Origin of the sequence: Pseudomonas pisciculturae (genome assembly GCF_015461805.1) — a bacterium.
Lineage (GTDB): Bacteria > Pseudomonadota > Gammaproteobacteria > Pseudomonadales > Pseudomonadaceae > Aquipseudomonas > Aquipseudomonas pisciculturae.
Window position 1 is genome coordinate 26,291 of record NZ_JACVZE010000008.1, and the last position, 24,037, is coordinate 50,327.

General features: G+C 60.1%; 19 protein-coding genes. 11 read left to right on the forward strand and 8 right to left on the reverse strand.

The window, feature by feature from the left end; genetic code table 11:
- The first annotated feature begins 81 nt into the window (after positions 1-81).
- From clpP to ICY20_RS21030, 5 genes are all read left to right on the forward strand, one after another.
- Complete coding sequence (gene clpP / locus ICY20_RS21010; RefSeq protein ID WP_159960997.1) at positions 82-717, forward strand: ATP-dependent Clp endopeptidase proteolytic subunit ClpP; 636 nt, start codon at positions 82-84, stop codon at positions 715-717.
- Between the two features lie 112 nt (positions 718-829).
- On the forward strand, positions 830-2,113 hold the full coding sequence (gene clpX, locus ICY20_RS21015; protein WP_010209414.1) for an ATP-dependent Clp protease ATP-binding subunit ClpX: 1,284 nt from the start codon (positions 830-832) through the stop codon (positions 2,111-2,113).
- A 174-nt stretch (positions 2,114-2,287) separates the two neighbouring features.
- The gene (gene lon / locus ICY20_RS21020) at positions 2,288-4,684 is read left to right on the forward strand and encodes an endopeptidase La (RefSeq protein ID WP_159960995.1); all 2,397 of its coding nucleotides are present in this window, start codon (positions 2,288-2,290) and stop codon (positions 4,682-4,684) included.
- Positions 4,685-4,832: 148 nt separating this feature from the next.
- Positions 4,833-5,105: an HU family DNA-binding protein gene (locus tag ICY20_RS21025; protein WP_105695716.1), complete on the forward strand. Its 273-nt coding sequence runs from the start codon at positions 4,833-4,835 to the stop codon at positions 5,103-5,105.
- 230 nt (positions 5,106-5,335) lie between these two features.
- Positions 5,336-7,210 carry a SurA N-terminal domain-containing protein gene (locus tag ICY20_RS21030; protein ID WP_159960993.1) on the forward strand — a complete coding sequence of 625 codons (1,875 nt, stop codon included), beginning with the start codon at positions 5,336-5,338 and terminating at the stop codon, positions 7,208-7,210.
- 48 nt (positions 7,211-7,258) lie between these two features.
- Here the strand turns inward: ICY20_RS21030 and ICY20_RS21035 are convergent, their stop codons facing one another.
- Entirely contained in the window at positions 7,259-8,404 is a 1,146-nt protein-coding gene (locus tag ICY20_RS21035) for an MFS transporter (protein WP_194938501.1), read from the reverse strand.
- Between the two features lie 118 nt (positions 8,405-8,522).
- Here ICY20_RS21035 and ICY20_RS21040 point away from each other — a divergent pair, with 118 nt between their 5' ends.
- Complete coding sequence (locus ICY20_RS21040; RefSeq protein WP_159960989.1) at positions 8,523-9,422, forward strand: LysR family transcriptional regulator; 900 nt, start codon at positions 8,523-8,525, stop codon at positions 9,420-9,422.
- 88 nt (positions 9,423-9,510) lie between these two features.
- Positions 9,511-10,290, forward strand: coding sequence for a DUF2242 domain-containing protein (locus ICY20_RS21045; RefSeq protein WP_194938502.1), 780 nt, complete (start codon positions 9,511-9,513; stop codon positions 10,288-10,290).
- A gap of 1 nt (position 10,291) precedes the next feature.
- Here the strand turns inward: ICY20_RS21045 and aceE are convergent, their stop codons facing one another.
- The gene (gene aceE, locus ICY20_RS21050; protein WP_194938503.1) at positions 10,292-12,952 is read right to left on the reverse strand and encodes a pyruvate dehydrogenase (acetyl-transferring), homodimeric type; all 2,661 of its coding nucleotides are present in this window, start codon (positions 12,950-12,952) and stop codon (positions 10,292-10,294) included.
- Positions 12,953-13,097: 145 nt separating this feature from the next.
- Between aceE and ICY20_RS21055 the strand changes: the two genes are divergently transcribed.
- The gene (locus tag ICY20_RS21055) at positions 13,098-13,568 is read left to right on the forward strand and encodes a MarR family winged helix-turn-helix transcriptional regulator (protein WP_159960983.1); all 471 of its coding nucleotides are present in this window, start codon (positions 13,098-13,100) and stop codon (positions 13,566-13,568) included.
- Positions 13,569-13,694: 126 nt separating this feature from the next.
- Here ICY20_RS21055 and ICY20_RS21060 read toward each other — a convergent pair whose 3' ends face one another.
- From ICY20_RS21060 to ICY20_RS21070, 3 genes are all read right to left on the reverse strand, one after another.
- On the reverse strand, positions 13,695-14,681 hold the full coding sequence (locus ICY20_RS21060) for a transketolase-like TK C-terminal-containing protein (protein WP_194938504.1): 987 nt from the start codon (positions 14,679-14,681) through the stop codon (positions 13,695-13,697).
- Positions 14,682-15,003: 322 nt separating this feature from the next.
- Positions 15,004-16,032, reverse strand: a complete 1,029-nt coding sequence (locus ICY20_RS21065; RefSeq protein ID WP_194938505.1) for an AraC family transcriptional regulator — start codon at positions 16,030-16,032, stop codon at positions 15,004-15,006.
- Positions 16,029-17,159, reverse strand: coding sequence for a carbon-nitrogen hydrolase family protein (locus tag ICY20_RS21070; RefSeq protein WP_159960977.1), 1,131 nt, complete (start codon positions 17,157-17,159; stop codon positions 16,029-16,031). The genes ICY20_RS21065 and ICY20_RS21070 overlap by 4 nt, the downstream gene beginning before the upstream one ends.
- A 212-nt stretch (positions 17,160-17,371) precedes the next feature.
- On the opposite strand from ICY20_RS21070, the gene ICY20_RS21075 reads away from it, so the two are divergent.
- Both ICY20_RS21075 and ICY20_RS21080 read left to right on the forward strand, forming a co-directional pair.
- Positions 17,372-19,411 carry an NADPH-dependent 2,4-dienoyl-CoA reductase gene (locus ICY20_RS21075; protein WP_194938506.1) on the forward strand — a complete coding sequence of 680 codons (2,040 nt, stop codon included), beginning with the start codon at positions 17,372-17,374 and terminating at the stop codon, positions 19,409-19,411.
- Between the two features lie 45 nt (positions 19,412-19,456).
- Entirely contained in the window at positions 19,457-20,341 is an 885-nt protein-coding gene (locus ICY20_RS21080; protein ID WP_194938507.1) for a 1-aminocyclopropane-1-carboxylate deaminase/D-cysteine desulfhydrase, read from the forward strand.
- Here ICY20_RS21080 and ICY20_RS21085 read toward each other — a convergent pair.
- The 3 genes from ICY20_RS21085 to ICY20_RS21095 all read right to left on the reverse strand — a co-directional run bounded on the left by ICY20_RS21085 (position 20,331) and on the right by ICY20_RS21095 (position 23,066).
- Positions 20,331-20,888 (reverse strand): cytochrome b, encoded by a 558-nt coding sequence (locus tag ICY20_RS21085; protein ID WP_159960971.1) that lies wholly within the window; start codon positions 20,886-20,888, stop codon positions 20,331-20,333. The genes ICY20_RS21080 and ICY20_RS21085 overlap by 11 nt on opposite strands.
- 226 nt (positions 20,889-21,114) lie before the next feature.
- Positions 21,115-21,942: a phosphonoacetaldehyde hydrolase gene (gene phnX, locus ICY20_RS21090; RefSeq protein WP_159960969.1), complete on the reverse strand. Its 828-nt coding sequence runs from the start codon at positions 21,940-21,942 to the stop codon at positions 21,115-21,117.
- Positions 21,939-23,066, reverse strand: coding sequence for a 2-aminoethylphosphonate--pyruvate transaminase (locus ICY20_RS21095; RefSeq protein ID WP_194938508.1), 1,128 nt, complete (start codon positions 23,064-23,066; stop codon positions 21,939-21,941). The genes phnX and ICY20_RS21095 overlap by 4 nt, the downstream gene beginning before the upstream one ends.
- Before the next feature lie 110 nt (positions 23,067-23,176).
- Here ICY20_RS21095 and ICY20_RS21100 point away from each other — a divergent pair, with 110 nt between their 5' ends.
- Positions 23,177-24,034, forward strand: coding sequence for a LysR substrate-binding domain-containing protein (locus ICY20_RS21100; RefSeq protein ID WP_159960965.1), 858 nt, complete (start codon positions 23,177-23,179; stop codon positions 24,032-24,034).
- The last annotated feature ends 3 nt before the right edge of the window (positions 24,035-24,037 follow it).

A 24,037-nucleotide genomic window follows, 5' to 3' on the forward strand; every position in this document is an offset into this window, starting at 1 on the left:
CGTTGGAAATACAACCATAAGCCAGCCTCGCGCTGGCTTATGCGTTTTCAAGACATGACTATTTGGGAGTAACTGCAGAGCATGTTCCGTAATTCCTATATTCAGCAGAACTCTGATATCCAGGCCGCTGGCGGCCTGGTCCCGATGGTTGTCGAGCAGTCCGCTCGTGGCGAACGCGCCTACGACATCTACTCGCGCCTGCTCAAGGAGCGAGTGATCTTTCTGGTGGGCCCGGTAGAGGACTACATGGCCAACCTGATCTGTGCGCAACTGCTGTTCCTTGAAGCGGAAAACCCGGACAAGGACATCCATCTCTACATCAACTCTCCAGGCGGTTCGGTAACGGCGGGCATGTCGATCTACGACACCATGCAGTTCATCAAGCCAAACGTGTCGACCACCTGCATCGGCCAGGCCTGCAGCATGGGCGCGTTCCTGCTGACCGCGGGTGCCGAAGGCAAGCGTTTCTGCCTGCCGAACTCCCGTGTGATGATTCACCAGCCACTGGGCGGCTTCCAGGGCCAGGCGTCGGACATCGAAATCCACGCCAAGGAAATCCTGTTCATCCGTGAGCGTCTCAATACGCTAATGGCTAAACACAGCGGGCATACCCTGGAAGAAATCGAGCGCGACACCAATCGCGACAACTTCATGAGCGCCGAGGCTGCGCAGGCATATGGCCTGATCGATAAAGTGATTGACCGTCGCCCCGCTTAATATAAGCCGCTCAAAATAGGGCTGGTCGGCATGTCCGACCACTTGCGGGCTTGAAAAAGCCCGCATAAGCCTTCATCTTGTGTTGCAAGCCTATCGGATTTGGATCGAACGAATGACTGACACCCGCAACGGCGAGGACAACGGCAAGCTGCTCTATTGCTCCTTCTGTGGCAAAAGCCAGCATGAAGTACGCAAATTGATTGCCGGCCCCTCGGTCTTTATCTGCGACGAGTGCGTCGACCTGTGCAATGACATCATCCGTGAGGAGGTGCAGGAAGCCCAGGCCGAGAGCAGCGCGCATAAATTGCCTTCGCCTAAAGAAATCAGCGGCATCCTTGACCAGTACGTGATTGGTCAAGAGCGTGCAAAGAAGGTTCTGGCCGTAGCGGTGTACAACCACTACAAGCGCTTGAACCAGCGTGACAAGAAAGGTGACGAAGTTGAACTCGGCAAGAGCAACATCTTGCTGATCGGTCCTACGGGCTCGGGTAAAACCTTGCTTGCAGAGACCCTTGCTCGCCTGCTGAACGTTCCGTTCACCATCGCCGACGCCACCACCCTCACCGAGGCTGGCTATGTGGGCGAAGACGTCGAGAACATCATTCAGAAGTTGCTGCAGAAGTGTGACTACGACGTAGAGAAGGCCCAGATGGGTATTGTCTACATCGACGAAATCGACAAGATTTCGCGCAAGTCCGACAACCCGTCGATCACCCGTGACGTTTCCGGTGAAGGCGTGCAGCAAGCGCTGTTGAAGCTTATCGAAGGCACGGTTGCTTCCGTACCGCCCCAAGGCGGCCGCAAGCACCCGCAGCAGGAGTTCCTGCAGGTCGATACGCGCAACATCCTGTTTATCTGTGGCGGTGCATTCTCCGGGCTGGAAAAAGTTATCCAGCAGCGTTCCACCCGTGGCGGCATCGGTTTCAGTGCAGAAGTGCGCAGCAAGGAAGAAGGCAAGAAGGTGGGCGAGTCCCTGCGTGAAGTCGAGCCTGATGATTTGGTCAAGTTCGGTCTGATCCCGGAATTCGTTGGCCGTCTGCCGGTCCTGGCCACGTTGGACGAGCTGGATGAGGCTGCTCTGATTCAGATCCTCACCGAGCCGAAAAACGCCCTGACCAAGCAATACGCCAAGCTGTTCGAAATGGAAGGTGTAGACCTCGAGTTCCGTACCGATGCACTCAAGTCAGTGGCCAAGCGGGCACTGGAGCGCAAAACCGGTGCACGTGGTCTGCGTTCGATTCTCGAAGGCGTGTTGCTCGACACCATGTACGAAATCCCCTCGCAGTCTGAGGTGAGTAAAGTGGTGATCGACGAAAGCGTTATAGAAGGTAAGTCCAAGCCACTGTATATCTACGAAAACAGTGAGCCGGCTGCCAAGGCTGCGCCAGACGCGTAAGCGTTTTGCAGTTTCGGTAAAAACAAGGGGCCTTTAGGGGCCCCTTTGTTTTTACGGCGTTTTTTGTTGCGAGGCGTTTCCTGCGTTTAACTGCTGGCAATAAGCTTGTTTTTTTTGCATGCAGCCCCCATCTTGGTTTCAAGCTTATTTTTCATCTGTCATAGAGGCGAAATCATGAAGACCACCATTGAATTGCCTCTCCTGCCGTTGCGTGATGTCGTCGTCTATCCGCACATGGTTATCCCGCTGTTCGTGGGGCGCGAGAAGTCTATCGAAGCCCTCGAGGCCGCGATGACGGGCGACAAGCAGATCCTGCTGTTGGCCCAGAGAAATCCTGCTGACGATGATCCAGGCGAAGACGCCCTGTATCGCGTTGGTACCATCGCTACTGTCCTGCAACTGCTCAAGCTGCCTGATGGCACCGTCAAGGTGTTGGTCGAGGGTGAGCAGCGCGGTGCGGTGGAACGTTTCATGGAGGTGGACGGCCACCTGCGCGCCGAAGTGGCGCTGATCGACGAAGTCGAAGCCCCTGAGCGTGAGTCCGAAGTCTTTGTACGCAGCCTGCTCTCGCAGTTCGAGCAGTATGTGCAGTTGGGCAAGAAAGTCCCGGCTGAAGTGCTGTCTTCCCTCAACAGTATCGATGAGCCAAGCCGCCTGGTAGACACCATGGCCGCGCACATGGCGCTGAAGATCGAGCAGAAGCAGGATATCCTCGAAATCATCGACCTGTCGGCCCGTGTCGAGCACGTACTGGCGCTGCTGGATGCCGAAATCGACCTGTTGCAGGTTGAAAAGCGCATTCGCGGTCGCGTGAAGAAACAAATGGAGCGCAGCCAGCGCGAGTACTACCTGAATGAGCAGATGAAGGCCATTCAGAAAGAACTCGGCGACAGCGAAGACGGCCACAACGAAATCGAAGAGCTGAAAAAGCGCATCGATGCTGCGGGCCTGCCAAAAGACGCCCTGACCAAAGCCACCGCTGAACTCAACAAGCTCAAGCAAATGTCGCCGATGTCGGCCGAAGCCACCGTGGTTCGTTCCTATATCGACTGGCTGGTGCAGGTGCCGTGGAAGGCCCAGACCAAGGTGCGTCTGGACCTGGCTCGCGCCGAAGATATCCTCGACGCCGACCACTATGGCCTCGAAGAAGTCAAAGAACGCATCCTCGAATACCTCGCTGTGCAAAAACGCGTGAAGAAGATTCGTGGTCCTGTGTTGTGCCTGGTGGGGCCGCCTGGGGTGGGTAAAACATCCCTGGCTGAGTCCATTGCCAACGCGACCAACCGCAAATTCGTGCGCATGGCCCTCGGTGGTGTGCGTGATGAGGCGGAAATTCGTGGTCATCGCCGTACTTACATCGGTTCGATGCCAGGAAGATTGATTCAAAAGATGACAAAGGTGGGTGTGCGCAACCCGCTGTTCCTGCTCGATGAAATCGACAAAATGGGCAGCGACATGCGTGGCGATCCGGCATCAGCCTTGCTGGAAGTGCTCGACCCCGAGCAGAACCATAATTTCAACGACCATTACCTGGAAGTCGACTACGACTTGTCCGACGTAATGTTCCTGTGCACCTCCAACTCCATGAATATTCCGCCAGCCTTGCTGGACCGGATGGAGGTGATTCGTCTGCCGGGTTACACCGAAGACGAGAAGATCAACATCGCCGTCAAATACCTTGCGCCCAAGCAGATTTCGGCCAACGGTCTGAAAAAGGGTGAGATCGAGTTCGAGGTCGGCACCATCCGCGACATCGTGCGCTACTACACCCGCGAGGCCGGTGTACGGGGCCTTGAGCGCCAGATAGCGAAGATCTGCCGCAAGGCGGTCAAGGAACATGCGTTGGAAAAACGCTTCTCGGTGAAGGTCACGGCCGACTCCCTGGAACACTTCCTGGGCGTGCGTAAGTTCAGCTACGGCCTGGCCGAGCAACAGGATCAGGTCGGCCAGGTAACTGGCTTGGCATGGACTCAGGTAGGCGGCGAATTGCTGACCATCGAAGCCGCCGTGATCCCGGGCAAGGGCCAGTTGATCAAGACCGGCTCCCTCGGCGATGTGATGGTCGAATCCATCACTGCCGCGCAGACCGTGGTGCGCAGCCGCGCCAAGAGCCTGGGGATTCCCCTGGACTTCCACGAGAAGCACGACACCCACATCCACATGCCGGAAGGGGCAACCCCCAAAGATGGCCCTAGTGCTGGCGTAGGCATGTGCACGGCCCTGGTGTCGGCACTGACTGGCATTCCGGTGCGCGCCGATGTGGCAATGACGGGCGAAATCACCCTGCGTGGCCAGGTATTGGCTATCGGTGGGTTGAAAGAGAAATTGCTTGCCGCACACCGGGGTGGTATCAAGACCGTGATCATTCCTGAAGAGAATGTTCGCGACTTGAAGGAAATTCCTGACAACATCAAGCAAGATCTGCAGATTAAACCGGTTAAATGGATTGACGAGGTCCTGCAAATTGCGCTGCAATACGCGCCGGAGCCCTTGCCGGATGTGGCTCCGGAGATAGTTGCAAAGGACGAAAAACGTGAGTCTGATTCCAAGGAAAGAATTAGCACGCATTAATGCGATTAAGCCTGGGGGCTTCCTTGACAGCTTTTTAGAGCCCTTGTTATAAAGCGGCTCTTAAGTGTCTGTAGGCCATTCAGCACTGGTTTTTGCTTTCACCAAAAAACTTAGAATCATACTCAATAGATATATAAGGGGACTTAGAGTGAACAAGTCGGAACTGATTGATGCTATCGCTGCATCCGCTGATATCCCGAAAGCTGCTGCTGGCCGTGCGCTGGATGCAGTAATCGAATCCGTCACTGGCGCTCTGAAGGCCGGCGACTCCGTAGTACTGGTAGGCTTCGGTACTTTCTCTGTGACCGATCGCCCAGCTCGCACTGGCCGTAACCCACAGACTGGCGCAGCCCTGAAAATCGCTGCTGCCAAGAAACCAGGTTTCAAAGCCGGTAAAGCCCTGAAAGAAGCCGTTAACTAAGCTTCGATCCAGCCTTTACCTACCCGGGTCGAACGCAGGTTTGACCTGGCAGCGGAGCGGCAGTTGACCCATGTATGCATCGGGTCGCCACGCCGGGGGGAGAACCAAAGCCCCCGTCCGCTCCGCCAGTTGCGAGAAGGCGCATCCTTGGATGCGCCTTTCTTATATCCGTACTCTACCCACGCTCCACGGTTGGCTATTTCTGAAGATCAACCGTTTCTGGGGGACGCATGCTGCAAAATATCAGGGACAATTCACAAGGCTGGATTGCCAAGACCATTATCGGGATCATCGTCGCATTGATGGCGTTCACCGGTATCGAAGCCATTTTCCAGGCTTCGGGTAACAGTAAGCAGGACGTGGCCAAGGTCAACGGTGAAGAAATCACCCAGACCGAGCTGAGCCAGGCCGTCGACATGCAACGTCGCCAGTTGATGCAACAGCTGGGCAAGGATTTCGATGCTTCCCTGCTGGACGAAAAACTGCTGCGCGAGGCGGCCCTCAAGGGTCTGATCGATCGCAAGCTGTTGCTGCAAGGCGCTGCCGATTCCAAGTTTGGCTTCTCTGAAGCAGCATTGGACCAAGTGATCCTGCAGACGCCGGAATTCCAGGTGGACGGCAAGTTCAACGCCGAACGCTTTGACCAGGTGATCCGTCAGCTGGGCTACAGCCGTATGCAATTCCGTCAGATGATGACCCAGGAAATGCTCATCGGCCAGGTTCGTGCAGGTATCGCTGGCAGCGGTTTCGTGACCGACGCCGAAGTGTTGGCATTCGCCCGTCTGGAAAAACAGACCCGTGACTTCGCCACTGTCAACGTCAAGGCCAACCCAGCGGCGGTGAAACTCACCGACGATGAGGTCAAGGCTTACTATGACCAGCACGCCAAAGAGTTCATGACCCCGGATCAAGTCGTCATCGACTACCTGGAGCTGAAGAAGTCCTCCTTCTTCGACCAGGTCAGCGTCAAGGACGATGAACTGCAGGCTGCCTATCAGAAAGAAACCGCCAACCTCGCTGAACAGCGTCGCGCGGCGCACATCCTGATTGAAGTCAACGATAAGGTCACCGACGCCCAGGCCAAGGCCAAGATCGAAGAGATCCAGGCACGCCTGGCCAAGGGTGAGAAGTTCGAAGCCCTGGCTAAAGAGTTCTCCCAGGACCCGGGTTCAGCCAACACTGGCGGCGATCTGGGCTTTGCCGGCCCTGGCGTTTATGACCCAGACTTCGAAACGGCCTTGTACGCGTTGAACAAGGACCAGGTTTCGGCGCCGGTACGCAGCACCTTCGGTTGGCACTTGATCAAGCTGTTGGGCGTTGAAGCACCTGAAGTGCCGACGTTTGCCAGCCTGAAAGACAAGCTGACCCGCGAGCTCAAGACCCAACAGGTCGAGCAGCGTTATGTCGAAGCGACCAAGCAATTGGAAGATGCGGCATTTGAAGCCTCTGACCTGGCCCAGCCAGCGTCCGACCTGAAGCTGACCGTGCACACCTCCGCGCCGTTTGGCCGCGAGGGTGGCGAAGGTGTTGCGGCCAACCGTGCCGTGGTCACTGCGGCGTTCAGCCCGGAAGTGCTGGATGAAGGTGCCAACAGCACCGCTATCGAACTGGACCCGGAAACCATCATCGTGCTGCGTGCCAAAGAGCACTTGAAGCCTTCGCAGTTACCGCTGGAAAGCGTCGCTGCGGCGATCCGCACCCAGATGGCCAAGGAGCGCGCAAGCGCGGCTGCCAAGGCACATGCTGACGAGTTGATCGCCAGCCTGCGTGATGGCAAGACCCCGCTGAACCAGCCGATTGACGGCCAGGCGTGGAAGGTTACCGAAGCCGCTACCCGCAACCAGGAAGCGATCGACCCTACCGTGCTGCAAGCCCTGTTCCGCATGCCCAAGCCTGCGGCCAAGGACAAGCCGACCTTCACCACCGTGACCTTGCGTGACGGTAGCCTGGTGATCGTGCGCTTGAACGGCGTCAACGAAGCGGCTGCCCCAACGGACGAAGAAAAGGCGCAAATCCGCCGCTTCCTCGCTTCTCGTGTGGGCCAGCAGGACTTCGCGGCGTACCGCAAGCAGCTGGAAACCAAGGCTGACATCAAGAAGTTCTGATGTCGGTTTGAATAGAAAGCCCCCGGCCTGAAAAGACCGGGGGCTTTTTTATGGGCGCTTGCTCAGCGCCAGCAGCATCAACACGACGACTGCCCACGGGAACGCAATTACCCCCCAGCTTTGCAGCAACAAACCACCCACCAGCCCGCCGCCGGCGATACCCAGGTTCCACACAGTCACGAGCATCGACTGTGCTGCATCTGCAGAGTCCCCAGCGGCCTTGACCAGCGCAGTTTGTAGCAGGGCAGGCAGGCCACCGAACGCCAGGCCCCAAACCGCTACAGCAATGTAGACCACCAGGGGCGAGCTGAGCCACATCGCCAACGCGAGGGCGAGCAAACCAAACAGTGCGCAACTGATCAGCACCAACAGGCGCAGCCAGCGGTCGATCAACAGCCCCACCAGCCAGATACTTACCAGCGCTGCCAGGCCAAACACCAGCAGCACGCTATCGATGTCGGCGGCGATCCCGGCCGGAACCAGCAACGGTGCAATGTAGGTGTACAGAATGTTATGGGCCAGCACGTAGGTAAAGGTCACCCACAACACCGGACGAATGCCGGGCAGCGCCAGCACTTGACGCAGCCCCCGGCGCTTCTCGGTGGGCTGGCCGGCGAAGTCCGGCAGTTGCCAGCGCGCCCAGATCAGCAGCACCAGGGTCAGCCCGGTCATAATTGCGAAGCTCAGACGCCAGCCCACCACAGCGCCCAGAAAGGTGCCGGCCGGCACGCCCAGTGACAGTGCCAGTGGCGCACCTAACATGGCCACTGCAATCGCCCGGCCTTGCAGGTGTGGCGCCACCATCCGGCTCGCGTAACCGGCTAGCAGCGCCCAAAGCAACCCGGCGAATACCCCGGCGAAGAAACGCGCGATCAACGTAATACCGTAGTGGCTGGACACGGCGGTCACGCTGTTGACCAAGGCAAAGCCCCCAATGGCCAGCAACAACAGCGGCCGTCTGCGCCAGCCCCGGGTCAGCAAGGTCAGGGGAATGGCTGCCAGCAATGAGCCCAAGGCGTAAAGTGTAACCAGTTGGCCGACCAGTGCAGGTGACACGCCAAGGCCTTCTCCCATTTGGGGCAGCAGCCCGGCGGGCATGGCTTCGGTGAGGATGGTGATAAAGCCGGCGCAGGCCAGTGCCAGCAAGCCGCCTAAGGGAAGCCTATCCGGGGAGTCGCTTACAAGTGATGTCATGACGCAGTATCCATGCAAAGGGCAAGGATGCAGGGTAGGGGGCTGTGATCGACGGAAAAACAGGCTAAGGTTCCGAACTTATCGGACATCAGCGTCCGTAATAATTGAGGACTCAATCATGGATAGTCTGGGCAGCCTCTCAGTCTTCGTGCAGGTCGCAGAGACTCGCAGCTTCACGGCGGCCGGGCGCGCCTTGGGTGTGTCGTCTTCGGCAGTGGGCAAAAGCATTGCGAGAATGGAAGATCGCCTCGGGGTGCGCTTGTTTCATCGCAGCACCCGCAGCATCACCTTAACCTCGGAGGGCGCGTTATTCCTTGAGCGTTCGCGGCGCATCTTGGCCGAGGTCGAGGCGGCCGAGCGTGAGTTGACGCAAGCCAGCGCTACGCCACGGGGCAAGTTGCGTATCAGCCTGCCACAAGTACGCGGATTGTTGATGCCGGTGCTCAGCGACTTTATGCGTGCTTACCCGCAGATCGAGTTGGATGTGGACTTTTCCGACCGCATGGTGGACGTTATCGAAGAAGGCTTCGATGCAGTCATACGCACCGGCAAGCCGGAAGATTCGCGCCTGATGGCCCGTCATCTAGGGCACTACCACTTGGTGCTGGTAGGTACGCCGGCCTACTTCCGTCAATACGGTACGCCGCAACAGCCGCTGCACCTCAATGACCACGCTTGCTTGCGCCACAAGTTCTGCGCCACGGGCAAACTGGAGCCCTGGCCGCTGCGCCTGGCGCCTGGTACGGTGGAGCCGACCCTGCGCGCGCCTTTGGTCAGCACCACCATCGAGTCCCTTAATCATGTGGTGCATGAGGGGTTAGGCATTGCCTGCCTGCCGGATTACATGGTTAACCATGCCGTTGCGCAAGGGCGCCTGCAAAGGGTACTGGATGATTACCTGGAGCATCAGGGTAGTTTCTGGATGCTCTGGCCATCAAGTCGCCATGCCTCGGCCAAACTGCGCGTGTTTATTGATCATATGTGCGCTGGGCTTTTTCCCACCGCTACCCCTGCGTAGCCCTGTGACGTTTTACTGACAGGAATGCGCCCGCCAAGGCCTGTTCTGTTGCACAATACCGCCCGGACTGTTTTCCCCAGGATTTTCAATGTCGACATCATTTCACTTGCGTAGCCTCGGGCTGGCGCTGGTGTTGGCGGGCGCCGCGGGCTGCTCGTCACCCAAGACCGCTATTTATGAACATGAGAATTTCGACGACTCCGGCACGTTTTCCCGGGATTACCCGGTGACTGATGTGGCGGCATGCGAAGCGGCGCGACGTGCGCTGCTGAGCCAGGGTTACATCATCACCAGCAACGATCCGAAGCTGGTAGTGGGTAACAAGAGTTTCCAGCAGACCGGTGAGAGCCATCTGCAGATCAGCTTCAACGTGGTGTGTGCCGATGATGGCAAGGGTACTAACCACTCGACGATGTTCGCCAACGCCTTGCAGGACCGCTATGCGCTGAAGAAGGTCAACAACTCAGCAAGCCTGGGTGTCGGCGTGCTGGGCTCGGTGTCGATGCCGATCGGCTCTACGGATGACTCGATGGTGAAGGTCGCCAGTGAGACCGTGTCGGCGCCGAAGTTCTACGACCGCTATTTTGCGCTGGTGGATGTATTCCTGCCGCAAGAGGTGAAGAAGGCCGAGAATATCCCCGAGAAGCCCAAGGCAGACCTGGGGGTGCCGGAGCCAAAAGTCGCACCGGCTGCCGAAAAGGTTGAGGCGCCCAAGGAAGAGCCAGCGGTTTCCGTTCCGGTCTCGCCGCCCGCCGAGGCCGCGCCGATTGCCCCGCAGGAAGAAACTGCGCCTGCACCAGCGACCAGTAATCCGGACCTGCCGGCGCCAACAGAAGCGATTCCGCCTCTGCCGACGCCCGCGCAGTAAATCACACCGCTACGGGGTCGACCTTGTCGACGTTGATCCCGTAGCGTGTGATCGCCTCACTGACTTTGTCGCGGCCTATTACGCCGTCATCCGCTAGCGCCTTCAAGGCCGCCAGAGCGATGAAATAGCGGTCCACCTCGAAGAACGCCCTTAAGGTCTCCCGCGTATCCGATTGCCCGAAACCATCGGTGCCGAGCGCGACAAAGCGCCGGCCTGGTACGAATGGGCGGATCTGATCGGCGAATAACTTCATGTAATCCGTCGCGACGACCACCGGCCCGGTGTGCCTGGCCAGGCACTGCTCCACATAACTTACACGCGGCGCGTGCTCGGGGTGCAGCAGGTTCCAGCGTTCTACGGCATGCCCATCGCGGCGCAATTCGGTGAGGCTGGTTGCGCTCCACACCGTGCTGCGCACGGCGAAATCGTTTTCCAGCAGCTCAGCGGCGGCGATCACTTCCCGCAGGATCGAGCCGCTGCCCATCAGTTGCACCTGCGCCTGATCGCTTGTGCTCAGTGGGTACATGCCTTTGATAATCCCATCTTCCACGCCGTCGGGCATGGCCGGATGCGGGTAGTTTTCGTTGAGCAGGGTGATGTAGTAATAAATGTCCTCCTGCTCGACATACATCCGGCGCATGCCCTCGCGAATAATCACCGCCAACTCGTAGGCAAAGGTCGGGTCGTAGGACACGCAGCACGGAATCACCGACGAGAGGATATGGCTGTGCCCGTCGTCGTGTTGCAGGCCTTCGCCCATCAGCGTGGTGCGCCCGGCCGTGGCACCCAGCAGGAAGCCGCGGGCCCTTGCATCGCCCGCCGCCCAGGCCAGGTCGCCGACGCGCTGGAAGCCGAACATCGAATAGAAAATATAGAACGGTACGGTCATCAGACCGTGGTTGCTGTAGGACGTACTCGCCGCAATCCAAGAGGAAATGGCGCCGGATTCATTCAGGCCTTCCTGCATGATCTGCCCGTCTTTGCTCTCTTTGTAGTAGCTCAGTTGCCCGGCGTCCTGTGGGGTATAGAGCTGGCCAACGGCGGAGTGGATACCGATCTGACGGAACAGGCTTTCCATGCCGAAGGTGCGCGATTCGTCTGGCACGATGGGTACGATCAGCTTGCCCAGGTGCGGGTCTTTTAGCAGGGTGCCGAGGATGCGCACGAAGGCCATGGTGGTGGATATCGCGCGTTCGCCGGTGTCCTTGAGCTGGGTGCTGAAGGCTGACAGTTCGGGAATTTGCAGCGACTGCACGGCGCTATGGCGAGCGGGTACATAGCCCCCCAAAGCCTGACGGCGCGCCGCGAAATAGCGGGCTTCTTCGCTGTCGGCGGCGGGCTTGATGTAGGGGATTTCGGCGAGTTGCTCGTCAGCTACTTCCAGACCGAAACGGTCACGAAAGGCTTTGATGGCGTCGGCGCCCATCTTCTTCAACTGGTGATTGATGTTTTGGCCTTCGCCAGCATCCCCCATGCCAAAGCCCTTGACGGTCTTTGCCAGGATCACCGTCGGTTGGCCGGTGTGGCGCACAGCGGCGGCGTAAGCGTTGTAGACCTTGTCGGGGTCATGCCCGCCTCGTGAGAGTTTCCAGATTTCGTCGTCGGACATGTCTGCCACCAGTGCGAGCAGCTCGGGGTACTTGCCGAAGAAATGTTCGCGCACATAGGCGCCGTTCTGGGATTTGTAGTTCTGATACTCACCGTCCACGCACTCCATCATGCGTTGGCGCAGCAGGCCGCTCTTGTCTTTGTCCAACAGCGCATCCCAGCCGCCACCCCAGATCACCTTGATCACGTTCCAGCCGGCGGCGCGGTAGAGGCTTTCGAACTCCTGGATCACCTTGCCGTTGCCACGTACCGGGCCGTCCAGGCGTTGCAGGTTGCAGTTGACCACGAAGATCAGGTTGTCGAGTTTTTCGCGACCGGCCAGGGAAATGGCGGCCAGGGATTCCGGTTGGTCCATTTCGCCATCACCGAGGAACGCCCAGACTTTGCGGCCCTGATGTTGCTTGAGGTCGCGAAACTCCAGGTAACGCATGAAGCGCGCCTGGTACGCGGCGGTGATCGGGCCCAGGCCCATGGATACCGTAGGAAACTGCCAGAAGTCGGGCATCAACCGTGGGTGCGGGTAGGAAGAAATACCCTCGCCACCGGCTTCGCGCCGGAAGTTGTCGAGCTGCGCTTCGCTGATGCGCCCCTCTAGGTAGGCGCGACCGTAGATGCCTGGGGAGGAGTGGCCTTGGATATACACCAAGTCGCCGTCGAAGCTGTCGGTACGCCCACGGAAGAAATGGTCGAAGCCTACGTCGTACAGTACGGCGGCTGACGCATAGGTGGCGATATGCCCACCTACACCGGAGTGTTTGCCTGCGCGCAGCACCATGGCCATGGCGTTCCAGCGAATGTACGCATTGGTGCGGCGCTCAATCGCCAGGTCTCCGGGGTAGGGCAGTTGGCGGTCCACCGCAATGGTGTTGACGTAGGGGGTGGTGACCCGCCCGTAGAAGTCGCCATGGCGCGCAACGTCGAAATCAAGCAACTGGTCGATCAGGTAGTGGGCGCGCGGGCGACCTTCGGTGTGCAGCACCGATTCGATGGACTCCAGCCACTCGCGGGTTTCCTGCGGATCGTCGTCGCGTCTGATTGCGTTATTCGGGGGCATGTGAGGCTCCAGGGTAGGCGGATTTCAAGTGGCGGGTTCCTTGTGGGAATGCCGTCAAAGTAATTGCAATTGCAACTACAAGGTCGAATCTAGCGCGGGATGAGCTACTATTGCAACCTTCTTGAAATTCCCCGGATGGTGTTGCATGTCGTCGAAAGAGCCTGATGTATGGTTCCGTTTTGTCAGGGCCCACAGGACGGTCATCCGCGAAATCGAACGGCGCCTGGCTGAAGCGGGCTTGCCGCCCTATGCCTGGTACGACGCATTGTGGGGTTTGGAAAGCGGGCCAGAGGGCACGCGCCGCATGCACGAATTGGCCGATGTGCTGGCTATTGAGCGCTACAACCTCACACGCCTGGTAGACCGCTTGGAAAAGGATGGTCTGGTGGTGCGCTCCCGGTCCGAAGGCGATGGTCGTGGAGCATCCGCTTCGATCACAGACACTGGCCGGGTGCTGCGTAAAAAGATGTGGAAGATTTACGAAAGCACGGTAGATGAGTTGTTTTTGTCGCAAATCGAGCCCGAGCAGCGCCAGGGGTTTGCCGATGCGTTGGAGCGCACGGCGGGGATGGCCATGGAGGCGGGTGTGCAGACCCGTGGGCGCCGCAAAACCTGAAGAGCTGTGGAGATCCGATGTGGGAGCGGGCTTGCTCGCGAAAGCGGTGGTTCAGTTGAAGCATCTGTGAATGACACACCGTATTCGCGAGCAAGCCCGCTCCCACATGTTTGATAGCATTCCAATTCATGGCAGTGGGTAGCGGGCCATCGCTGTTTCCAATTGCTGTAAACCAATACGCCCTTCATCCACCAACGCGCGCAACGCCGCCACCACAATCCAATACCGACTCGGCGCAGCCCCCAACGCGACAAACCTGGCATCCATGTACCCGCCCAGTTGATCGACAATCGGCTGCGGATAGCCGGTGATAGCAATCACGGGCGCTTCACTCCCTTCCAGGCAATCACGCAAATGGCAGCCACGCTTGGGCTCGGTGGGATGCAGGCGATTCCAGCGCTCAGCGGCCGCCGCCTCGCGAGCCAGTCGCGTATAGCTGGGGCAACTCCATACCTGCGACTTCACATTCCAGTCCTGTTCCAGCAGCCACGCCGCTTGAAGGACTTCCTCCAACGCCTGGCCCGCGCCTAGCAATCGGATATCGGCTGCGCGTTCACCCTGGATCAGGTACATGCCCTTGAGCGCGCCGTCGCGGTCTTGCTCCGCCAGTGGCATTGCGCGCTCATGATCATGCAGCGCCAGGTAGTAAAAGCCCGGCTGGCCGTCCACATACAAGCTGCGCAACCCGGCCAGCACAATCGCCCGGGCTTCCTCGCCGCAGGCCGGGTCGTACGGTGTGCAGCGTGGGTTGGTCGCCAGCCAAAGTGGCAAAGAGGGCTGCGTGCCTTTGGGCCAGCGGGAGGGGTGGTTCTCGATGTCGTTGCACAGGATGCCACGCTGCGCCGTGGCGTCCGACAGCGCGCACAACTGCGCCGAAGACGCCGCACTGTGCAAGTACAGCATGGGTTTTTCCGCGGTGTTGCGGGCGAACCAGGTAGGCCAGCGGCCCAGGCGTTGGTTGCGCGACTGGCTGCGAATCACCCACGCCTGCCGGCTGGATTCAAGGGTATTGGCTATGTTCATCACGGTGTACAGCGGCGAGCTGCGGGAATGTTCGGCAGCGCTCAACGCATCAAGGCACAGCTGTGCGGCGTGGGCGGTGGAGGCGGGCATGGGTTGAGTCCCCTGATAACGAATGCCCTAACCCTAAAGGAAAAGTGTATGTGATTGCAATTGCAATCAAATTCGAAATCCAAGATGCTAAATTGCCACAACGCTGCTACGTTTAATTCTGGAGTGCAGGAACGTCATGGCGCAGACATTTTTTCGTCACAACGGCACTTTAGGCTGGTGATGCAGGTCACTTATTTGCATCCGCTTTTTTCAAGAAGGAGTCCACGATGGACGATTACCAGGAAGAGTTGCTCGAGTACCACGCGATTGAGTTGGACCCGTTGGAACCGGCAGACGACGCAACAGAGTTGTAACACCGACTTCAGGCGGAATGCCGCTGACTGCGGCGAAATTCCCCTGGGGTCTGGTTGTTCCACCGCCTGAACGCCCGTTGAAACGCCTGGGCTGAGGCAAAACCCAGCAGGTAGGCGATCTCGCCAAATGCCAGCTCCGTATCGCGAATGTAGGTCATGGCCAGATCGCGGCGGGTATCGTTGAGAATCGCGCGAAACTGAGTGCCTTCTTCGGCCAGTTTGCGGCGCAGTGTCCAGGTGGGCAGCTTCAGGCGTGCCGCCACTTCTTCCAGGTCGGGCTCCCGGCCACCATTGAGCATCGGCCCGAGCAAGCGGGTAATGCGCTCGCGTAGGCTGCGGGTGCGGGTCAACTGCTCCAACTCCCTCTCGCAAAGTTGTAACAACAGGTTCCAGGTACTGGGGCAATGCTGTGGGTTGCGTAATGCCAGGGTGTGCTGGTTCAAGCGCAGTTGGTTGGCATCGGCGCCGAAATGAACATCGCCGAGCATGCTGTAGCGCTCGCTGTAGTCCGGCACTTCAAACTCGATGTCGATGCGTTGCGCCTGCACCGCCTGCTGCGCCAGGGCCGATAACTGAAACAACCAGCCGGCGATGATCGAGTCCACCACAAAGCGGTTGTAGGCGTTATACGGGCTGATGGAATAGAACCGCAGCCAAGCGCCTTCGGCATCCTCATGAAAACTCGATTGCCCGCGGTAGTTGGAGCCGTAAAGCGCCTCGAACCGGGTGAGTGCACGCGCGGCTTCACGCACATTGGGCGCCTGGGCGGCGGTGACGCCAGCGAGCCCGGCCTGGCTCAAGCGGCTGAGCTGGCCCATGCGCAGGCCCAAGCCTGGGTCGCCGGTGAGTTGGATGGCCGCATGACCCAGTCGCATATAACGCGGGATCGATAACCGTGCACCGGCCTCGGCGAGTCGCGCCGGGTCGAGGCCGTATTGCAGCAGCAGTGGCTGCGGGTCTAGCCCGTGGCTTTGAATGGCATCGGCCAAGGTGTGCACAAAACCCACCGACAGGTCCCCCAGCCGCACCGGTTTCACAGCCAGATATTCAACATGCGCGCGCCACGGGCTTCACCGTCGGCGCTGATTTGGCCGTGGTTGCTGAGAAAACTGTGGCCGCCGGTGCCCAGGTCCCAGAACTGCCCGCGTAGAAATACACTCATGCCAGCACTGGCCTGACTGACGGGCTGCTGGCTGATCAACGTCAGGCGGCGCCAGGCTTCGCCCTCGCTGAGCTCTTCGGGTTTAAGGCTGATTTCGGGCGGGGTGGACACGCTTTTAAAACCGCGCCAAGGTCGGTCCCAGGTATCGCGGCCCAGCACAAACGCGGGCACTGCGATCATTTGCGCGCCTTGCTCGTTGAGTTTGCGGTAGTTGTCCGGGTACCAGCTGTCACTGCCTACCAACACGCCCAAACGCCCGGCGGGTGTGTCGACCACACTGACGATGTTCTCATCGCCGGGGGCGATAAAACCGCGTTCATCGTAGATCGGGTAGAGCTGGCGCTGCGGCTGGCCCACTGGCAAGCCGTCGGCGTTGAATACCAGGCTGGCGTTGTACAGCGCGCCGTGGCCGATTTGCAGTTGCCCTTGGCTCACCGTCGGATTGGGCAAGGTGATGGAGCCGGCCACCAGGGTGACGCCAAACTCCTTGGCCAAGCCGCCGAACAGCACTTGATAGTCGCGGGCCATGTCGGCCGATTTCATGCGCAAGTAGGCATCATCGGTACGGTTGTCGCCGGTGGCGCTGATCCAGGCGCGGGCGAAGCGCAGCGGGTTGCTGACCGACAGCCAGTTCATCGCCTCCTTGGCATGCAAGGCTTGGTACACCTCGTTCTTTTCGCCCTTGAGCATCAGCCAGGTGCCAATATGTTCCGGCAGCACCACGATAGTCTTGTCGTTGATCAGGCCCTGGTCGCGGGCGTTTTGCAGATAGGCCGCGAGTTTCAGGTGCAGGCGTTCCAGGCTTTGGTAGTCGGCCGGGAACAGCTCCGGCTGGATGCCCAGCAAGTTGCCACGATCGGCCGGCAGGCCTTCGTTGACGGCGAGGGTGATGCGCAGGTCCGACAGGTAATGCGCCACAGGGCGCTCCTGGGTCCAGACCAGATACGCGGCGACGGCGGCAACCAGGGCCAGGGAAACGGTAAAAGCGAGAAGTTTACGCATGGGGCAACAGACAACAGACCGGGTATAGGGTTCGCCGACTAGGGTAGGGCTCATGCACGCGCTTGCCAAGGGGCGCTGTACATTTGGATCAATAAGTTGTCAGTTACGGTCATTGAGCCTTCATCCATCGCCTCTTAGTCTGTGGGACATAAACCGATGGCACGCCGTTCGAGCGCGCCACGTCCCGTGATGATCCGTTGTGGAGCTTGACCATGACCGCTGTTGCCTACCCGCACCTGCTGGCCCCGTTGGACCTGGGTTTTACTACGTTGCGCAATCGCACCCTGATGGGCTCGATGCACACCGGCCTTGAAGAAAAACCCGGTGGTTTCGAGCGCATGGCGGCTTACTTTGCCGAGCGTGCCCGTGGCGGTGTGGGTTTGATGGTCACTGGCGGCATTGGCCCCAACGATGAAGGCGGGGTGTATTCCGGTGCGGCCAAGCTGACCACCGACGAAGAGGCGCAAAAACACAAGATCGTGACGAAGGCCGTGCACGAAGCCGGTGGCAAGATCTGCATGCAGATCCTCCACGCCGGCCGTTATGCCTACAGCCCCAAGCAGGTTGCGCCGAGCGCTATCCAGGCGCCGATCAACCCGTTCAAGCCCAAGGAGCTGGACGAAGAGGGCATCGAAAAGCAGATCCAGGATTTCGTCACCTGCTCGCTGCTGGCCCAGGTCGCCGAGTATGACGGCGTGGAAATCATGGGCTCTGAAGGCTACTTCATTAACCAGTTCCTCGCGGCCCATACCAACCATCGCACCGACCGTTGGGGCGGCAGCTATGAAAACCGCATGCGCCTGGCCGTGGAGATCGTGCGCCGGGTGCGTGAAGCCGTAGGCCCGAATTTCATCATCATCTTCCGCCTGTCGATGCTCGACCTGGTGGAAGGCGGCAGCACCTGGGAAGAGATCGTGCAGTTGGCCAAGGCCATCGAGCAGGCGGGCGCGACGATTATCAACACCGGCATCGGCTGGCACGAAGCACGTATCCCGACCATTGCTACCAAGGTGCCCCGTGGCGCGTTCAGCAAAGTGACGGCCAAGTTGCGTGGCGCGGTGCAGATTCCGTTGATCACCACCAACCGCATCAATACCCCGGAAATCGCCGAGCAGATCCTGGCTGAAGGCGACGCGGACATGGTCTCGATGGCGCGGCCGTTCCTCGCCGACCCGGAATTCGTCAACAAAGCCGCCGCCGGGCGTGCGGATGAAATCAACACCTGCATTGGCTGCAACCAGGCCTGCCTGGACCACACCTTCGGCGGCAAGTTGACCACCTGCCTGGTCAACCCGCGGGCGTGTTATGAGACTGAGCTGAACTACCTGCCGGTCAAGCAGATCAAGAAGATCGCCGTCGTCGGCGCCGGCCCTGCGGGCCTCGCTGCTGCCACAGTTGCGGCTGAGCGCGGCCACCAAGTGACCCTGTTCGACTCCGCCAGCGAAATCGGCGGCCAGTTCAACATCGCCAAGCGCGTGCCGGGCAAGGAAGAGTTTTTCGAAACCCTGCGTTACTTCAAACGCAAGTTGCAGACCACCCATGTGGAGCTGTGCCTCAACACCCGCGTGGATGTCGAGCAATTGAAGGCCGGCGGGTATGACGAAATCATCCTGGCCACCGGCATTGCACCACGTACACCCGCGATTCCAGGCGTCGAGAACGCCAAGGTGCTGAGCTACCTGGACGTCATCCTTGAGCGCAAGCCAGTGGGCAAGCGTGTCGCCGTGATCGGCGCGGGCGGCATTGGTTTTGACGTGTCGGAATTTCTTGTGCACCAGGGCGTGTCCACCAGCCTGGACCGCGAAGCATTCTGGAAAGAGTGGGGTATCGACACCCAGCTGCAAGCCCGTGGCGGTGTGGCCGGTATCAAGCCGCAACCCCATGCGCCTGCGCGGGAAGTATTCCTGCTGCAACGTAAAACGTCCAAGGTCGGCGATGGCCTGGGCAAGACCACCGGCTGGATCCACCGCACCGGTTTGAAGAACAAACAGGTGCAGATGCTCAACAGCGTCGAGTACCTGAGCATCGACGATCAGGGCCTGCATATCCGTATCGGCGCGCAGGGCGAGCCCCAACTGCTGGCGGTGGACAACATCATCATCTGCGCCGGCCAGGACCCGTTGCGCGAACTGCACGACGGCTTGGTGGCAGCGGGCCAGAACGTGCACCTGATCGGCGGCGCCGACGTGGCGGCAGAGCTGGATGCCAAACGCGCCATCAACCAGGGCTCGCGACTGGCCGCCGAGCTGTAAGGCACATAGACTACGGGCCCTTTTTGCACGCCGAGATGCATTCCGATGGGCCCGTTTGATTGGCTTCCCCGCGCACCCCTCGAACCCTTGCATCTGGATTGGCTGCAAGGGGTTGAGCTGGCCGTACTGCGCCTGGACCGCATCGACCCGCTGATCAGCGGCAACAAGTGGTTCAAACTCACCGGGCATCTGGCCCAGGCGCAAACAGCCAGCGGCATCATCAGCCTGGGCGGCGCCTACTCCAACCATTTGCATGCGCTGGCGGCGGCGGGCAAACGCTTTGGTTTTCCCACTGTCGGCCTGCTGCGTGGCCATCCTCAAGACACCCCCACGGTGCTCGACCTCAAAGCCTTTGGCATGCACCTGCATTGGCTGGGTTATGGCGGTTATCGTGCGCGCAACGAGCCGGATTTCTGGTTGCCTTGGCGCGAGCAATATCCTCATTTTCATCCTGTGCCCGAAGGTGGCGGCGGGTTGGCCGGTGCGGTGGGGTGCGGCGTGCTGGTGGAGCAAGCCCGCACGCAGTTGAGCGCATTGGGTTGGAGCGATTACGACGGCTGGTGGTTGGCTGCGGGTACCGGCACCACATTGGCGGGGTTGGTGCTGGCGGAGGCAGGTACGCACCCGGTATACGGCGCCATGGCCGTACCGGATGATCACGGTGTGGCGCAAAATGTGGCCGCTATCGCGGAAGGTGGTTATGAGCTGTTGGACGCCTGCCGAGGGGGCTTCGCCAAGGTTGATCCGCAGCTTCTCGACTTTATTGAAACCACGGAAAAGGCTTGCGGTTTGCGCCTCGAATCGCTCTACACCGGCAAAGCCCTACTGGCCTTGAAACAACAGATCGAGGCCGGGCGCTTCACCCCCGGCACCCGCCTGATCTTCATCCATACCGGCGGCCTGCAAGGCTGTCGCGGGTTCAAGGGTTAGCCCGCTTCCCCGGCATCATCCGCAACGCCGTGTTATCGCGCATCACATAATGGTGAAACAGCCCCGCCAACGCATGCAGCCCGATCAACCAGTACCCCACCTTGCCAAACCACACATGCCAACCCTCGATCTGCTTGGCCAAGTCCTTGTTTTCGCCAATCAACGGCGGCAGCTCCATGCCATAGAACATCACCGAATGCCCCTCGGCACTGACGATCAGCCAGCCGGCAATCGGCATGCCGATCATCAGCGCATACAGCGCCACATGCATGAGCGTCGCCAACAGGCTCTGCCATTGCGGCGGTGCGGGCACGATCTTCGGTGCAACGCCCAGGCTGCGGGCAAACAGGCGCAGCCATACCAGCACAAACACGGTGAGGCCGAGCATAAAGTGCATCTCGACAATCAACGTACGCGCACCGCTGCCTTTGGGAAACTGGCCGCGTAACTCAATGCAGGCGTAGACCACCGCCAGCAGCACCACCATCAGCCAGTGCAACGCAATCGATACAGTGCTGTATCGCGTATCGGAGTTTTTCCACGGCATCGCTGGGTTCCTCACTCATCAGGGCAAACGTGTGGCGAGGGAGCTTGCTCCCGCTGGGGCGCGAAGCGGCCCCCAAAAGCCGGCTCCAGCTTCGCTGTCGAACGGGACCAAGCGCCCTCGCCACAGGTACGGTTAACAGCATTGCGTTCTTGAGCGACGCAGTCCTTTTACTGTATGCCGGTTTTGAGCGGTTTGCCTGGTGCGAGTGCCGTTGTCTTGACCTCTATCAATGACCCTGCGGCATTTCCCCACGGGCCAGGCGCGCATTGATGTCGGCGATCACCCCTGGCAAGTCAATGAGGGTGTCGATCAGGTAGTGCGGGCGCGAGCCTTCGAACAGCGCTTCGATACGCTGGCGTTCGCTGGCCAGTGTCGCGGCATCCAGGGCGCGGAACTGTTCGTAGGTCAGGCCCAGCGCGTTGCCGGAGCAGGTCAGGGCCACGGTCCACATACCCGCACGGCGGCCTTCGAGGATGCCGGGCACTGTGTCGTCGACCTTTACGCAGGCCGCGACATCATCGAGCCCCAGCGCAATCACGTTGGCCAACGCCTGGGCGGGCCAGGGGCGACCGTTGGGTACTTCGTCGGTGGCCACCACGTGGTCGGCAACGTAGCCGTTGGTGGCGGCCAGTGCGACGACTTTATCCATCACCTGCTTGGGGTAGCCGGAGCACGAGCCGATCTTCAGGCCTTGCGCGCGTAGCTGGGCGATGGTGTCGAGGGCGCCGGGGATCAACGCCGAGTGTTCGGCGATCTTCTCAATCTGCAACGGCATAAAACGCTGGTAGATAGCGCTGACGTCATCGTCGGTCGGCGTACGGCCGAATGCCTGGCGATAACGCTCGGCCACCTGCGGCTGATCGCACAGGGTGCGGATGTGGTCCCACTTACCCATCCCCATCGGGCCTCGCGCTTCTTCAATGGAAACTTGCACGTCGAACTCGGCAAAGGCCTCGACAAAAATCTGCGTGGGCGCAAACGAGCCGAAGTCGACCACGGTGCCGGCCCAATCGAGGATCACAGCCTGGACAGTGTTGGGGTTTTGATAATTCATGCGGGCGATCCAATGGAAGAAAGGTTGATGTTCATGGCGTGCAGTGCCTCGGCGATGGCGGCGACGGCGGCGTGCATGTCGGTGGCGTCGACGTCGCCGATGCAGCCCACGCGAAAGGTGTCTACCTCGGTCAGTTTGCCGGGGTAGAGGATGAAACCCTTGGCCTTGACCCGCTCGTAGAAGTGCTTGAACTGGTAGCGCGGGTCTTGCGGGGCATGAAAGGTGACGATGATCGGCGCCTGGATCGCGGCCGGCAGAAAGCTGCGCAGGCCGAGTTCGGCCATGCCGCCCAGCAGCACCTGGCAATTGCGTGCGTAGCGTTGATGGCGTGCGGGCAGGCCACCTGCTTCGGCGTATTGCAGCAGCGCTTCATGCAGGGCGGCGACCACGTGGGTCGGCGGAGTGAAGCGCCATTGGCCGGTCTTGGCCATGTACGCGTGCTGGTCGAACAGGTCCATCGCCAGGGAATGGCAGTTACCTTGGGCGGCCGCCAGCGCTTGTTTGTCGGCGAAGACGAAGCCCATGCCGGGCACGCCTTCCAGGCACTTGCCGGACGCGGCGATCAGCGCATCGAACGGCACTTCGCGGGCATCGATGGGCAGCGCGCCGAAGGAGCTCATGGCGTCGACGATCAGGCGCTTGCCATGGTTTTTCACGACCTGAGCAATGGCCGGCAGCGGGTTGAGAATGCCGGTGCTGGTTTCACAGTGGATCAACGCGACGTGGGTGATGGCGCTGTCGGCGCGCAGCAGGCGATCAACATCGGCGGCGGTAGTGGGTTCGTCTTCGGCGGTTTCAAACGTGCAGAAGGCGCGCCCCAGTACTTCACAGATCTTCGCCAGGCGCTTGCCATAGGCGCCGTTGATCAGCACCAGCACCTTGCCGTTGCGCGGCACCAGGGTGCCGATGGCGGCTTCGACGGCGAACGTGCCGCTGCCTTGCAAAGGCACGCAGTGATGGCTGCTGGTGCCATCAATGATCGCCAGCAATTGCTCGCAGACGCTGGCGGTCAGTTGGTTGAAGCGCTCGTCCCATGAACCCCAATCCACCATCATCGCCTGGCGGGTGCGGGCAGAAGTGGTCAAGGGGCCTGGGGTGAGCAGGGTCGGTGCGGCGGCGGTCATTTTACATCCTCGCAAGGCTGGGGCTGAAGCTACGGCGCCTAAATTGCAGTTTGGCTTGTTATCAATCAAATTGTTTGTTGTTATGCGAGCTATCAGTGAGGCCGATAGCTATGAACCTGTTTCAACTGCGTGCATTCGATGCCGTGGCCCGCGAGGGCAGTTTTACCCGTGCCGCAAAGCGATTGTTTATCAGCCAGCCGGCGGTGACGGGGCATATCAAGGCCCTGGAGGAGTACTACCAGATCCCCTTGCTGCGCCGCACGGCGCGACGGGTGGAGCTGACCGAGGAGGGCGCACGCCTGGCGGCGATTACCCGGGCGATCTTTGGCCTGGTGGACGAAGCGCAAGCCCTGCTGGAGGCCAATCGCCAATTGCTCACCGGGCGCCTCGAAGTGGCGGCCGATGGCCCGCACCTGGTGATGCCGATGATCGCCAGCCTGCGGGCGCGCTACCCCGGCATCACCGTCAACCTGCGCTTGGGCAATGCCCAGGAAACCTTGGCGGCGTTGTTGTCCGAGCATGCGGATGTGGCGGTGCTGACCGAAGTGGAGCAACGTAATGGCCTGCATTTGCAGCCCTTGAGCGAGTCACGGATTTGCGCGCTGGTGCCGGCCAACCACCCCTGGGCGACACAGCCAGAAGGTATCCGCCTGGCGCAACTCAACGACGAGATCATGGTGCTGCGCGAGCCCAGCTCCATTACCCGCCGCACCTTTGATGACGCCTGCCTGGCGGCTGGCGTACAGCCCAAGGTGTTGCTGGAACTCGACAGCCGTGAGGCCGTGACCGAAGCCGTCGCCGCCCAATTGGGGGTTGGGGTCGTGTCGTCGATGGAGGTCAGCCCAGACCCTCGGGTACAGGCGGTCGCGCTGCAAGGTGACGGCCTGGCCAACCGGCACATGCTCGGCTGCCTGGAGCGACGCCGCTCATTGCGCCTGATCCAGGCGTTTTTCGAGTTGGCGCCCTGACGG

Bases quoted from the DNA above. Each gene is read 5' to 3' on its own strand.
- clpP (WP_159960997.1), top strand. From the start codon at position 82: ATGTTCCGTAATTCCTATATTCAGCAGAACTCTGATATCCAGGCCGCT.
- clpX (WP_010209414.1), top strand. From the start codon at position 830: ATGACTGACACCCGCAACGGCGAGGACAACGGCAAGCTGCTCTATTGC.
- lon (WP_159960995.1), top strand. From the start codon at position 2,288: ATGAAGACCACCATTGAATTGCCTCTCCTGCCGTTGCGTGATGTCGTC.
- ICY20_RS21030 (WP_159960993.1), top strand. From the start codon at position 5,336: ATGCTGCAAAATATCAGGGACAATTCACAAGGCTGGATTGCCAAGACC.
- ICY20_RS21035 (WP_194938501.1), bottom strand. From the start codon at position 8,404: ATGACATCACTTGTAAGCGACTCCCCGGATAGGCTTCCCTTAGGCGGC.
- ICY20_RS21040 (WP_159960989.1), top strand. From the start codon at position 8,523: ATGGATAGTCTGGGCAGCCTCTCAGTCTTCGTGCAGGTCGCAGAGACT.
- ICY20_RS21045 (WP_194938502.1), top strand. From the start codon at position 9,511: ATGTCGACATCATTTCACTTGCGTAGCCTCGGGCTGGCGCTGGTGTTG.
- aceE (WP_194938503.1), bottom strand. From the start codon at position 12,952: ATGCCCCCGAATAACGCAATCAGACGCGACGACGATCCGCAGGAAACC.
- ICY20_RS21055 (WP_159960983.1), top strand. From the start codon at position 13,098: ATGTCGTCGAAAGAGCCTGATGTATGGTTCCGTTTTGTCAGGGCCCAC.
- ICY20_RS21060 (WP_194938504.1), bottom strand. From the start codon at position 14,681: ATGCCCGCCTCCACCGCCCACGCCGCACAGCTGTGCCTTGATGCGTTG.
- ICY20_RS21070 (WP_159960977.1), bottom strand. From the start codon at position 17,159: ATGCGTAAACTTCTCGCTTTTACCGTTTCCCTGGCCCTGGTTGCCGCC.
- ICY20_RS21075 (WP_194938506.1), top strand. From the start codon at position 17,372: ATGACCGCTGTTGCCTACCCGCACCTGCTGGCCCCGTTGGACCTGGGT.
- ICY20_RS21080 (WP_194938507.1), top strand. From the start codon at position 19,457: ATGGGCCCGTTTGATTGGCTTCCCCGCGCACCCCTCGAACCCTTGCAT.
- ICY20_RS21085 (WP_159960971.1), bottom strand. From the start codon at position 20,888: ATGCCGTGGAAAAACTCCGATACGCGATACAGCACTGTATCGATTGCG.
- phnX (WP_159960969.1), bottom strand. From the start codon at position 21,942: ATGAATTATCAAAACCCCAACACTGTCCAGGCTGTGATCCTCGATTGG.
- ICY20_RS21095 (WP_194938508.1), bottom strand. From the start codon at position 23,066: ATGACCGCCGCCGCACCGACCCTGCTCACCCCAGGCCCCTTGACCACT.
- ICY20_RS21100 (WP_159960965.1), top strand. From the start codon at position 23,177: ATGAACCTGTTTCAACTGCGTGCATTCGATGCCGTGGCCCGCGAGGGC.